Raw genomic sequence first — 12833 nt, forward strand, 5'->3', positions numbered from 1 at the left:
CCAGTTTCGCACGGCGTCCCCGTTCGCGGGTCACGCCTCGCGGAGGCGGACGCCGGATCCGACGCCGCGCAGACAGCCCGTGTCGGTGGCGCGGTCCGTCCTCCGCTACGGCGCAGCCCGTCCCGAGCCCCCCGGCACCGCGCGCCCGGAGACTCCGTCGCCCCGCGCCCGCCACCGAAGTGAGTCATGAACGCAGCAGCCCCCTCCTCCGGGTCCTCCCTGACCGAGCGCATCGAGGACGTCGACGTCTCCTCCGAGATGGAGGGCTCGTTCCTCGAGTACGCCTACTCCGTCATCTACTCCCGCGCCCTGCCGGACGCCCGCGACGGACTCAAGCCCGTGCAGCGCCGGATCCTCTACATGATGAGCGAGATGGGCCTGCGTCCCGATCACGGGCACGTCAAGTCGGCCCGCGTCGTCGGCGAGGTGATGGGCAAGCTGCACCCGCACGGCGACGCCTCGATCTACGACTCCCTGGTGCGCCTGGCGCAGCCGTTCACCCTCCGGGTGCCTCTCGTCGACGGTCACGGCAACTTCGGCTCGCTCGACGACGGACCGGCCGCGGCGCGGTACACCGAGGCGCGACTCGCTCCCGCCGCCCTGGCGATGACCGAGCACCTGGGCGAGGACGTCGTCGACTTCATCCCCAACTACGACAACCAGTTCACCCAGCCCGAGGTGCTGCCCGCCGCCTTCCCGAACCTCCTGGTCAACGGAGCGAGCGGCATCGCGGTCGGCATGGCCACGAACATGGCCCCGCACAATCTCGTCGAGGTGATCGGCGCGGCGCGGCACCTCATCGCGAACCCCGACGCCTCCCTCGACGACCTGATGTCGTTCGTGCCGGGACCGGACTTCCCGAGCGGCGGAACGATCGTCGGCCTCGCGGGTGTCCGCGACGCCTACGCGACGGGGCGGGGCAGCTTCAAGACCCGTGCCCGCGTCTCGGTCGAGAGCATCACCGCGCGCAAGTCGGGTCTCGTCGTCACCGAGCTCCCCTATCTGGTCGGTACCGAGAAGGTCATCGACAAGATCAAGGACGGCGTCCAGAACAAGAAGCTCAGCGGCATCTCAGACGTCACCGACCTCACCGACCGCGACAACGGCCTCCGTCTGGTGATCGGCATCAAGACCGGCTTCAGTCCGGAGGCGGTGCTCGAGCAGCTCTACCGCTACACGCCGCTCGAGGACACCTTCGCGATCAACAACGTCGCCCTGGTCGACGGCGGACCCCGCACCCTCGGGCTCAAGGAGCTCCTGCAGGTCTACGTCGGGCACCGCGTGCAGGTCGTGACCCGGCGCTCCCGGTACCGCCTGCGCAAGCGCCAGGAGCGACTGCACCTCGTCGAGGGGCTGCTGGTCGCGATCCTCGACATCGACGAGGTCATCCAGCTGATCCGCGGGAGCGACGACACGGCGGCGGCGCGCGCCCGGCTGATCGAGGTGTTCGATCTCAGCGTCGTGCAGGCCGACTACATCCTCGAGCTCCAGCTGCGCCGCCTGACGAAGTTCTCGCGGATCGAACTCGAGGCCGAGCGCGACACCCTGCTCGCCGAGATCGCCGAGCTCGAGGCCCTGCTGGCGAGCCGTGCCCGCATCGACGCGCTCGTGTCCGACGAGCTCGACGACGTGGCGCAGCGCCTCGGCACTCCGCGACGCACCCTCCTCACCGAGGCGCGGCCCTCGATCGCGACGACCGGGCGGAAGGCCGCAGCCGCCGTGCTCGAGATCGCCGACGTCCCCTGCCGGGTTCACCTCAGCACGACGGGCCGCATGGTGCGCGTCGACCGCGATCCGGAGGCGGCGCCGCACCCCGAGCGTGCCACCCGCCGCAGCAAGCACGACGCCGTGCTCGGCATGATCGACACGACGACGCGGACGGAGATCGGCGCCGTCACGACGGCCGGCCGGATCCTGCGCTTCTCCCCCGTCGACGTGCCCTCCGTGCCGTCCACCTCTGTCCAGCTCGGCGCCGGCGTGCGGATGGCGGACTACCTGCCGGCTCTCGCGAAGGACGAGCGCGTGCTCGCCCTGGTGGCGTTCGACGACCCGCGGCCGATCGCGCTCGGGACTCTGCAGGGGACCGTCAAGCGCGTCTCCCTCGTCGAACTGCCCGTCCGGCCCGATCTCGAGCTGATCGCCCTGCGCCCGAAGGACGCCGTGGTCGGCGCCGCGCTCGCGAGCGACGAGGACGAGCTGGTGTTCGTCACCGGTGAGGCGCAGCTCCTCCGCTTCCCCGCTTCGTCCGTGCGCCCGCAGGGGCGGACGGCGGCCGGCATGGCGGGCGTCAAGCTCGGCGAGACCGACGAGGTCGTCCACTTCACCGTGGTGAGCGAGGAGGACCGGGACGAGACGATCGTCGCGACCGTCGCCGTCGACAGCTGGGCTCTCTCGGGGACCGACACGGGCAGCGCGAAGGTGTCGGCCTTCTCGGAGTTCCCCGCGAAGGGTCGCGCGACCGGCGGTGTCCGCGCCCAGCGGTTCCTCAAGGGCGAGACGGCCCTCGGAGTCGCCTGGGTCGGCCCCGCACCGGCGCACGCCCTCGAGGCCGACGGGTCGGTCGCCGCCCTGCCCGAGTCGGGGATGAAGCGCGATGCGTCGGGGGTGCCCCTCGCCACGCCGATCGCGAGCATCGGAGCGGCGCCCGAGCTGATCTGACGCCTCGGGTCCCGCGCGGCGTGTGCCGTGGGACCTCTGGCGCGCCGAGGTGCGATTCGCAGGAGCTGCTCCTCCGCGCGGTTCTCCCACGCGGCGGGAAGCACCTTCCGCGCCGGGTCGCCTGCAGACCTCACCTCTGGCGCTCCTGCAGACCGCACCCGGAAGTGCGTCAGACGTCGATGCGGTCCCGCGAGAGCGTCTCGGAGCCCCGGACGATGAACTCCTTGCGGGGAGCGACGTCGTTGCCCATCAGCAGCTCGAAGACGCGCCCCGCGTTCTCGGCGTCGGCCACCCGCACCCGGCGCAGCGTCCGGCGCGAGCGGTCCATCGTCGTGGTCGCGAGCTGATCCGCGTCCATCTCGCCGAGGCCCTTGTATCGCTGGATCGGGTCCTGATAGCGCCTCCCCGCCTTGGCCAGCGCCGCCAGCACGCTCTGCAGCTCCTTCTCGGAGTAGGTGTAGATCGTCTCGTTCGGCTTCTTGCCGGCGTTCATCACGACGACCCGGTGCAGCGGCGGCACCGCGGCGAACACCCGCCCGGCCTCGACCAGCGGTCGCATGTAGCGGAAGAACAGGGTCAGCAGGAGGGTGCGGATGTGCGCGCCGTCGACGTCGGCGTCGCTCATCAGGATGATCTTGCCGTAGCGCGCCGCCGTGAGATCGAACGATCGACCCGAGCCCGCTCCGATGACCTGGATCATCGATGCGCACTCGACGTTCGAGAGCATGTCGGCGATGCTCGCCTTCTGCACGTTCAGGATCTTGCCGCGGATGGGGAGCAGCGCCTGGTACTCGCTGTTGCGCGCGCTCTTCGCAGTCCCCAGGGCGGAGTCGCCCTCGACGATGAAGAGCTCGCTGTTCTCGACGTCGTTGCTGCGGCAGTCGACGAGCTTCGCCGGCAGGGACGAGGACTCGAGGGCGTTCTTGCGCCGCTGCGTCTCCTTGTGGGCGCGCGCCGAGATCCGCGACTTCATCTCGGCCACGAGCTTCTCGAGCAGCTGCGACATCTGTGCCTTGTCCTCGCGCTTGGTCGAGGAGAAGATCGCGCCGAGGGTCGAGGTGATGGTCTGCGCGACGATCGCGCGCACGGCCGGCGTGCCGAGCACCTCCTTCGTCTGGCCCTCGAACTGCGGCTCGGGCAGGCGCACGGTGAGCACCGCCGTCAGCCCCGCGAGGACGTCGTCCTTCTCGAGCTTGTCGGAGCCCACCTTGAGGCGCCGGGCGTTCGCCTCGACCTGCGAGCGGAGGAGCTTCAGCAGCCCCTGCTCGAACCCCGTCTGGTGCGTGCCGCCCTTGGGCGTCGAGATGATGTTGACGAAGCTGCGCACGACGGTCTCGTAGCCGGTGCCCCAGCGCAGGGCGATGTCGACCTCGCACGAGCGCTCGACCTCGGTGGGGACCATCGCACCGCCCGGAGTGAGCACGGGGACGGTCTCGGTGAAGGTGCCCGTGCCGGTCAGTCGGAGGACGTCGGTCACGGCCGCGTCGGGGGCGAGGAACTCGACGAACTCCGAGATCCCGCCGTCGTAGCGGAACATCTCGGCGCGACGCTCGGCCTCGCGGTCGTCGACGATGTCGATCGTCAGGCCGGGGACCAGGAAGGCGGTCTGCCGGGCGCGGGTGACGAGGTCGTCGGTCTGGAACGCCGCGCCCTTGGTGAAGATCTGCCGGTCGGCCCAGTACCGCACGCGGGTTCCGGTGACGCCCCGCTTGACCTTGCCGACGACATCGAGCTCCGACCCGTTCTCGAAGGGGGTGAACGGCGCATCCGGAGTCGGCTCGCCGCCGGCGTCGGCGAAGCGGCCGGGCTCCCCGCGGTGGAACGACATCCGGTAGGTGCGGCCGTCGCGGTCGACCTCGACGTCGAGACGCTCCGACAGGGCGTTGACCACCGAGGCGCCGACACCGTGCAGACCACCCGAGGCCGCGTACGAGCCGGAGCCGAACTTGCCTCCGGCGTGCAGCTTGGTGAAGACCACCTCGACGCCGGTGAGGCCGGTCTTGGGCTCGAGGTCGACCGGGATGCCGCGCGCGCTGTCGCGGACCTCGACGCTGTCGTCGGCGTGCAGCACGACGCTGATCTCGGAGCCGTGCCCGGCCAGCGCCTCGTCGACGGAGTTGTCGATGATCTCCCACAGGCAGTGCATCAGGCCGCGCGAGTCGGTCGAGCCGATGTACATGCCCGGACGCTTCCGGACCGCCTCGAGCCCCTCGAGGACGGAGAGGTGCCGGGCGGAGTAATCGGAGGAGGCCATTCGATCAGTTTACTTTCGGCGGGTCCGTCCCCGGCCGAGGCGCGGCAGGCCGTGCGAGGTCCAGTGTGCTGGGGCACCTACGCGCACAGCGAAATGCCGCGGGATCGTCTCTACCCGGAAACAATCGCGTGCTTTGATGGTTGCACCAGACAGAAGAAGTCGAAGAACGAGTGCAGGAGGCCAAGTCATGTCGACCACAGCAACCCAGAACGGCGTGGACGAACTCGCTGGCGCCCACCAGCTCTCAGCCGCCGACCGCTGCGACAGCTGCGGCGCGCAGGCGTACATCCGGGTCGTCGTGAACAGCGGAGAGCTCCTCTTCTGCTCGCACCACGGCAAGAAGTACCAGGAGAAGCTCTCCAGCATCGCTCAGAGCTGGCACGACGAGTCCGCGCGGCTCTTCGAAGAGCAGCGCCCCTAGTCCTCGACCGCTGTCGGTCCGACGCTCAGGCGTCCTACCGGGAGACACCGAGCCGCTTCGCGATCACTTCGCGAGCGGCTCGTGCTGTTTCATCGGCGGCACGGAGGCGATCGTCCGTCGTCGAGTACTCGAGGGAGTGACGAGCGGCGACCCTGGTGAGGATCGCATCCGCCAGTACCGGGTTCTTCGCGAGGACGGGACCGTGCAGGTGGGTGCCGAGCAGTCCGCCGCTCAGGTACCCCTCGACGCCGCGGCCGTCTCCGACTCCGTGCAGCACCGCGCCGAGGACGTGCGCCGGGTCGATGCCGTCGACGCGTCGGACATGGTTCTCGAAGCCGACCAGTACGTCGGCTCCGGACGAGACCACGAGGTCGTCGGTCGCCCGCTCCCCCGCGACCGAGCGCCCGGGGAACACTCCGACACCGCCGACGACGCCCTCGGGTGTGGTGAACGACTCGGTGAGGAGCTGCCAGCCGGCTCCGACGGCGACGATCTCGGTCCCGTCCGCAACCCAGCCCTTCAGCACGGAGCCGATGTCGCGCAGGAGCTCCAGCACGACGGGCAGATCCTGGTCGGCGCCGGTCCCCGCGACGACGACGTCCGTGCGGGTGGTGACATCGTCGACCGAGCGGAGCGGCACGAGCTCGGCGTCGAGCCCCGCCCAGCGCGCCCGCGCCACCAGGACCCGCGCGTTGGCGGCGTCCCCGTTGCTGTCGAGGACCTCCGGCGCCAGAACGCCGATGCGGAGAGCGGTCACGAGTCCTCCTCGCGGTTCGAGGCGAGCTGCAGGTGCGCACGGGTGCGGCGCATCGAGTCGGCCGAGAAGACGATGGTCTTGCGGCCGGAGGCGGGCGCGGGAAGCGCGAGGAACGTGTCCAGGGCGCGGCCGAGATCCTCGTCGACGGCGTCGATCGCGACTCCGTCATAGCGCAGCTGGAGCGCCGCCTCGTGGGCCTTCGATCCGGACACCACGCGCACGCGTCCGAGCCTCGCCGTGTCGACGGGCCAGAAGTAGGACGGATCGCGGACGTCGGATCCGATCGCCAGCATCACCTGATCGGTGCCCTCGGGGATCTCCGCGAGGTTCAGCCGGTAGCTCGCGGGGTTCTGCACGAGCACGAACTCCACCTCCTGCCCGCGCACGGTGACGACCTCGCCGCGACCGAACACGGGATCGATCGACGAGAGGGCGGCGGAGGCGGTGCCGGCGTCGAAGCGCTCGCCCAGCACGGCCCGCGCGGCAGAGACGGCGGCGGCGGCGTCGACCGCGTAGTGGACACCGCGCGCGGGCAGCCGCACCGGCAGGGAAGCGCCGTCGCTCACGATCGTGGCCGCCGCACCCGACGTCGTCTCGACGACGGTGGTCGCGCGATCCGCGACCGGATCGGCGTCGGCCGCGTAGCCGAGCCCGCCCGTGGCCGCGCTGCGGACCTCGGAGGAGACTCCGTACCAGCGGACAGCGTCGGCGGGGAGCGTCGTCGCGATCTCGGCGACGTGCCGGTCGTCCGCGTTCAGGACCACCGGGCCCGTCGCCCGTGTCGCGATGGTGCTGAGCATGCGGGCGACCATCGCCGGGTCGAAGAAGCGGTCGATCTGGTCGACCACGACGTTCGTCAGCAGCACGACCCGCGGGCTCATGCGCGGAGCGAGGCGCGCTCCGTGGCCCTCGTCCATCTCGAGGACGGCGATGTCCGCGTCGATGCGGCCGCGCAGATCCGCCCGTTCGAGGAGCGCCGAGGTCAGGCCCTGCGCGATGTTCGCGGTCGAGGGGTTCGTGAAGACGCTCAGCCCGTGCGCGCGCAGGACGGCGACGAGCATCTTGGTGGTCGTCGACTTTCCGGCCGAGCCGGTGACGACGACGAGCCCCTCCGGGAAGCCGCCGAGGACGGCGGGGAGGAACCCGGGTGCGACGCGGTTGACGACGAGCCCGGGAACGGCGGAGCCGCCGCCCGGCTTGCGCAGCCGCGCTGCGACACGGGCGGCCCTCCCCAGGAGGACCGCCGGCGCGTAGCGGATCACCGGCCTACTCGAGGTAGTCGCGGAGCGACTGCGAGCGCGAGGGGTGACGGAGCTTGGCCATCGTCTTCGACTCGATCTGGCGGATGCGCTCACGCGTGACGCCGAACGTGTCGCCGATCTGGTCGAGGGTCTTCGGCATGCCGTCGCCGAGGCCGAAGCGCATGCGGATCACGCCCGCCTCACGCTCCGAGAGCGAGTCGAGCAGTGACTCGAGCTGCTTCTGCAGCATCGTGAAGCCGACCGCGTCGGCCGGGACGACCGCCTCGGTGTCCTCGATGAGGTCGCCGAACTCGCTGTCGCCGTCCTCACCCAGGGGGGTGTGCAGCGAGATCGGCTCGCGACCGTACTTCTGGACCTCGATGACCTTCTCGGGGGTCATGTCGAGCTCGCGCGAGAGCTCCTCGGGCGTGGGCTCGCGGCCCAGGTCCTGGAGCATCTGGCGCTGCACGCGGGCGAGCTTGTTGATGACCTCGACCATGTGCACCGGGATGCGGATGGTGCGCGCCTGGTCGGCCATCGCACGGGTGATCGCCTGGCGGATCCACCACGTCGCGTAGGTCGAGAACTTGAAGCCCTTGGTGTAGTCGAACTTCTCGACGGCGCGGATCAGACCGAGGTTGCCCTCCTGGATCAGGTCCAGGAACTGCATCCCGCGTCCGGTGTAGCGCTTCGCGAGGCTCACGACGAGGCGGAGGTTCGCACCGAGCAGGTGGCTCTTCGCGCGCTGCCCGTCCTTCGCGACCCAGCGCAGCTCGCGGACGAGCTCCGGGCTGAGGTCGCTCGAGTTGGCGAGCTTGTCCTCGGCGAACAGGCCGGCCTCGATGCGCATCGCGAGCTCGACCTCCTCGGCCGCGTTCAGAAGCGCGACCTTGCCGATCTGCTTCAGGTAGTCCTTGACCGGGTCGGCGGTCGCACCGGTGATCGCGGTCGAGTAGACCGGGACCTCGTCGTCGTCGCCGCCGAAGGACAGCACGAGGGCCCCGCTCGGAAGCGGCTCCGCGGGCGCGGCCACGGCCACGGCCGGGCTGTCCGGGGTCTCGGTGTCGTCCTTGGCCTCGGGCTCGGGCTCGTCGGCGACCGTCTCGGTCTCGTCGTCCTCCGCGACCTCGGCCTCGTCGGGCTCGGGAGCGTCGGCGGTCTCCTCGTCGGCGGCAGGCGCGGCCGTCTTGGCGGAGGCGCGGGCGCGCGGGGTCTTCGCGGCGGCGGGCTTGCGCGCGGCCGGCTTCTTGGGCGTGGTCGTCGTCGCGTCGTCGTCGACGGCGTCGAGCGTTGCTGTCTTGGTAGTCCTGGTGGCCATGGCGGCACCTCTCCATCCGTTGCGTCCCGGTAGCGGACGGCGCCGAGTGAGCGTCGTCCGTCGGTGGGCATTACGAGGACCCATGTCAAGTCGGGGACGTCGCACGCCCGACGTGGGCGTGGTGCTCCTCGACCCGAACGGGTCCTATTGACAATTATTGCACGCCTGGGTAGTGGGATCGTGCCGCCGAGCCGTTCGGCGAGCGCGGATCCGCCGGAACGCCGATCAGGACGCCCCGTACCGGCGGCGGTTCCGAGAGGAGTGCGGCGGGACGGAGCCGAAGCGGCGGTCAGCGTCCCGAGCGCCCGCGACGCAGCCGATCACTCAGTGCAACCCAGAGAGGGGCCACCATTATTCCCTCGTCCTCGGCCAGGCGACGGCGCGTCCTGCGCCTCGCGCTGACGAGTCCGACGACGCCTGCGCCGACGACGACGTACTGCACGCACCAGGCGAGACGGAAGTGCTCCATCGAGTAGAGCTCGGCGGAGTCGGCGCCGGGACCTGCGAGGGCGTCGAGGACGAGGCCCATCGCGAACATCATCGTGAAGCTGGCGAGGAACCCGCCGACGTTGACGACTCCGTTCGCCGCGCCGAGGCTCCGCTTCGGATTGAAAGTGCGGGCGAAGTCGAAGCCGATCATCGAGCCCGGCCCGCCCGCGCCGATCACGACGAGCAGAAGCACGATCAGCCAGTACGGCGGGACACCGGGCCAGAGCAGGACGACGGTCCAGGCGATCCCCATCGTCGAGACGATCCCGATGACCAGGTTGCTCCGGCGCATCGGATGCCTCGCCGTCAGCACGCCGAGCACAGGACCGACCACGATGCCGGCCACGACCACGATCGTCAGAGTGGGAGCGGCCTGGCTCGGCGGGAGGCCGATCGCGTAGACGAGGAACGGGTAGCCCCAGAGCAGCGTGAACACGGTCCCCGACGACTGGGTCACGAAGTGCGACCAGAAGCCGAGCTGCGTGCCCGGCCGTCTCAGGCTGACGGCGAGCTGCGCGATCGTGGCCCGCAGGGTGGGCGGCACGAGGACTATCGGCTCCGTGCGCGGCGGGACGTCGTTCACGAGCAGGAGCACGCCGAGGAACGACACGGCGCCCAGGCTCGCGGCGGAGAGGAAGGCGGGGGTCCAGCCGGCGGAGTGCAGGAGCGCGGCGAACGGCAGGGCGGACAGGATCTGCCCGATCTGCCCGATGTTGCCGATCCACTGCGACAGCTGAGGGACGAGCGGTCCGCTGAACCAGGTGACGGTGAGCCGGATGACGGAGGTGAAGATCGCCGCGTCCCCGGCTCCCACGAGGATGCGGCCACCGATCGCGACGCCGATCGAGGGGGCGACCGCCAAGACGATCTGGCCGGCCATCATCAGCGCCGTCCCGCTGAGGATCAGCGTCTTCGGCCCGAACCGGTCGATCAGGATCCCGACCGGGATCTGCATCGCCGCGTAGACGATCAGCTGGACGACGGCGAGCGAGGAGAGGACGGCCGCCGCCACGCCGAACCTGTCGGCCGCGTCGACGCCGGCCACGCCGAGGGTGGTGCGGTCCAGCACCGCGACGAGATACGCGAACGCTCCGGCACCGAAGACGAACCAGGCTCGAGAAGATCGCACTCGTCCGAGCCTAGCAAGCGGGCTCCCGCGGCTAGGAGGCGGCGGGCTCGTCCCCGGGGCGGCGGATCGCGAGGAACTTCTCGAGCTCGGCCGCGAGGGCGTCGGCACTCGGGACGAACCCGTCCTCGTCGGTGAGCGGCGAGCGGAGGCTCGTCCCCTCCATGTAGGTGTCGTGCCGCGCCTCGAGGGCGGCGACCAGCTTCTGCAGCTCCTCGTTGCCGCCGACCTGCTCGTCGACCTTCGCGAGGAACTCGCGGCCGCTCTCGCGCAGGCGATCGGTCGGGAAGATGAGGCCGGTCGATGCCGAGATGCTCTCGAGGGCAGCGACGGCGGCCTGCGGGTACTCCGTGTCGGAGAGGTAGTGCGGGATGAGCAGGGCGAAGCCGACCGCCGACAGCCCGCGCTCGTACAGCCGGTACTCGAGCAGGTGCAGGACGTTCGAGGGGACCTGGGTGTGCGGCTTCCACACCGACATCGCCTCGACGAGGTCTTCGCGGTTGCCGCTCACCGTGACGCCGACGGGCCTCGTGTGCGGGACCGGCATCGGGATCGCGTGGACCCACGTGGTGCTCGCCACCTCGAGCCGGTCGATCAGCGCGACGATCGCCCGCGTGAAGCGCTCCCACTGGAAGTCGGGCTCGAAGCCGGTCAGCAGCAGGAACGGCTGGTGGAGCTCGTCGTGCGCGAGCGAGAGGCGGAGCGTCGCCGGACGGTAGTCGGTCAGGTGGTCCTGATCGAAGGTGATGATGGGGCGTCGGGCGCGGTAGTCGAGCAGCTGGTCCTGGTCGAACTCGACGATCACGCGGTGCTGCAGCGTGTCGAGGAGGTACTCCCCCAGCTGTCCCACGGCGCCCCCCGCGTCGGCGAAACCGGTGAGCCCGGCGACGAGGTGCAGCCCGCGCGGAACCTCCGACAGGTCGCCCTCGATCTCGAACAGGTCTTCCGGATCCAGCATGCGATCCACTGTAGACGGCGGTGCTCCGACCCCCGGGCGACCGCGCTGAGCCCTCAGCGAACAGCGCCTAGCATTGCGCGCATGCCCCTCTCCTCACTCGAGTTCACGACCGTCCCCGTCTCCGACATCGCCTCCGACGCCCTCGTCCTCGGGGTCGCGCCGGGTCCGGACGGTCCGCGGCTGGTCGGCGCCGAGGGTCTCGACGAGCTCACCGCGGCACTTCCGGCCCTCGGGGTGACCGGAGCGGTCGAGACGCTGGTCCGCGTCCCCTCGCCGCTGCGTGCGGGTGTCGTCGTCCTGGTCGGCCTCGGGTCGCCCGACCCCTCCGACACGGTGCTGCGCGCCGCCGCAGGGCTCGCCGTGCGCTCGCTCGCGGGCACCGCCTCCGTCGCCCTGGCACTGCCCGTCGCCGCCGAGGGCGCTCTCGCCGCCGTCGCAGAAGGAGCCGCGCTCGGCGCCTACGCCTTCTCGGCGTTCCGCAGCAGCACGGTCGAGTCGGTCAAGCAGCCCGTCCAGAGCGTCGTCCTCCTCGCTCCGGAGGGCGCCGACCCGGCGATCCTCGAGCGTGCGCTGGCCGTCGGTCGGGCCGTCTCCACCGTGAAGGACCTGGTCAACACGCCGCCGTCGCACCTCTACCCGCAGACGCTCGCCGAGGCCGTGCAGAGCGGGGTCGAGGGGCTGCCGCTCGAGGTCACCGTCTGGGACGAGAAGACGCTCGAGGAGGAGGGCTTCGGCGGGATCCTCGGGGTCGGCGCCGGATCCTCGCGTCCGCCCCGCCTCGTCAAGGTCGCCTACTCCCCCGACGGAGCGGGCACCCACCTGGCGCTGGTCGGCAAGGGCATCACCTTCGACAGTGGCGGACTCTCGCTCAAGCCGCCGACCTCGATGGTCGGCATGAAGTACGACATGACCGGAGCCGCGACCGTCTACGCCGTCGTGCGGGCCGTCGCCGAGCTGCGCCTCCCCGTCCGCGTCACCGCGTGGCTCTGCATCGCCGAGAACCTGCCGTCCGGCACCGCGATCCGCCCCAACGACGTCCTGATCATCCGCGGCGGCAAGACCGTCGAGGTCCTCAACACGGACGCCGAGGGGCGCCTCGTCCTCGCCGACGGCCTCGTCGCGGCGAGCGAGGAGCAGCCGGACGCGATCATCGACGTCGCGACGCTCACCGGTGCCGTGTCGGTCGCGCTCGGCAACCGCTACGTGGCCGCGATGGGCGACGACGAGCTGATCCGCACCGTGCTGGCCGCCGCCGCCCGGGCGGGCGAGCCGTTCTGGCACATGCCGCTCCCCGCGGAGCTGCGCCCCCTGCTGAACTCCGATGTCGCCGACATCGCCAACGTCAAGCCGGGGAACACGGCGGGCGGCATGCTGATCGCGGGCCACTTCCTCCGCGAGTTCGTCGGCACGCGCGGCGAGGGCGACGAGGCGAGCACCATCCCGTGGGTGCACCTCGACATCGCGGGCGCCGCCAACAACGGGGGCGGGGCGCACGGCTTCACCGCCGGCGGCCCGACCGGTGTCTCGGTGCGGGCGCTGCTCGCCCTGGCCGAGCACTTCGCGAGCGCGTAGTAGGGTCGACGGGGCGGGAGATCCCGCCTCGTCCCCCTT

At 70.9% G+C, this 12833-nt stretch carries 9 protein-coding genes; 3 read left to right on the forward strand and 6 right to left on the reverse strand.

Features of this window, described 5'->3' with window-relative positions:
• Positions 1 to 186 precede the first annotated feature (186 nt).
• Positions 187 to 2658: a DNA gyrase/topoisomerase IV subunit A gene (locus tag GRS92_RS04475; RefSeq protein WP_159853707.1), complete on the forward strand. Its 2472-nt coding sequence runs from the start codon at positions 187 to 189 to the stop codon at positions 2656 to 2658.
• A gap of 169 nt (positions 2659 to 2827) precedes the next feature.
• On the opposite strand, the gene GRS92_RS04480 is transcribed toward GRS92_RS04475, so the two are convergent.
• Positions 2828 to 4912 (reverse strand): DNA gyrase/topoisomerase IV subunit B, encoded by a 2085-nt coding sequence (locus GRS92_RS04480; RefSeq protein ID WP_159853709.1) that lies wholly within the window; start codon positions 4910 to 4912, stop codon positions 2828 to 2830.
• Positions 4913 to 5099: 187 nt separating this feature from the next.
• On the opposite strand from GRS92_RS04480, the gene GRS92_RS04485 reads away from it, so the two are divergent.
• Positions 5100 to 5333: a DUF7455 domain-containing protein gene (locus tag GRS92_RS04485; RefSeq protein ID WP_056043754.1), complete on the forward strand. Its 234-nt coding sequence runs from the start codon at positions 5100 to 5102 to the stop codon at positions 5331 to 5333.
• A 34-nt stretch (positions 5334 to 5367) separates the two neighbouring features.
• Here the strand turns inward: GRS92_RS04485 and GRS92_RS04490 are convergent, their stop codons facing one another.
• From GRS92_RS04490 to GRS92_RS04510, 5 genes are all read right to left on the reverse strand, one after another.
• On the reverse strand, positions 5368 to 6090 hold the full coding sequence (locus GRS92_RS04490; protein ID WP_159853711.1) for a cobyric acid synthase: 723 nt from the start codon (positions 6088 to 6090) through the stop codon (positions 5368 to 5370).
• On the reverse strand, positions 6087 to 7352 hold the full coding sequence (locus tag GRS92_RS04495; RefSeq protein WP_159853713.1) for a Mur ligase family protein: 1266 nt from the start codon (positions 7350 to 7352) through the stop codon (positions 6087 to 6089). The genes GRS92_RS04490 and GRS92_RS04495 overlap by 4 nt, the downstream gene beginning before the upstream one ends.
• 4 nt (positions 7353 to 7356) lie before the next feature.
• Positions 7357 to 8649, reverse strand: coding sequence for an RNA polymerase sigma factor (locus GRS92_RS04500; protein ID WP_159853715.1), 1293 nt, complete (start codon positions 8647 to 8649; stop codon positions 7357 to 7359).
• Positions 8650 to 8938: 289 nt separating this feature from the next.
• On the reverse strand, positions 8939 to 10267 hold the full coding sequence (locus tag GRS92_RS04505; protein ID WP_159853717.1) for an MFS transporter: 1329 nt from the start codon (positions 10265 to 10267) through the stop codon (positions 8939 to 8941).
• Between the two features lie 31 nt (positions 10268 to 10298).
• Positions 10299 to 11222, reverse strand: coding sequence for a proteasome assembly chaperone family protein (locus tag GRS92_RS04510; RefSeq protein WP_159853719.1), 924 nt, complete (start codon positions 11220 to 11222; stop codon positions 10299 to 10301).
• 81 nt (positions 11223 to 11303) lie between these two features.
• Between GRS92_RS04510 and GRS92_RS04515 the strand changes: the two genes are divergently transcribed.
• The gene (locus GRS92_RS04515) at positions 11304 to 12794 is read left to right on the forward strand and encodes a leucyl aminopeptidase (protein ID WP_159853721.1); all 1491 of its coding nucleotides are present in this window, start codon (positions 11304 to 11306) and stop codon (positions 12792 to 12794) included.
• The last annotated feature ends 39 nt before the right edge of the window (positions 12795 to 12833 follow it).

This window comes from Rathayibacter sp. VKM Ac-2754 (assembly GCF_009807095.1).
Lineage (GTDB): Bacteria > Actinomycetota > Actinomycetes > Actinomycetales > Microbacteriaceae > Rathayibacter.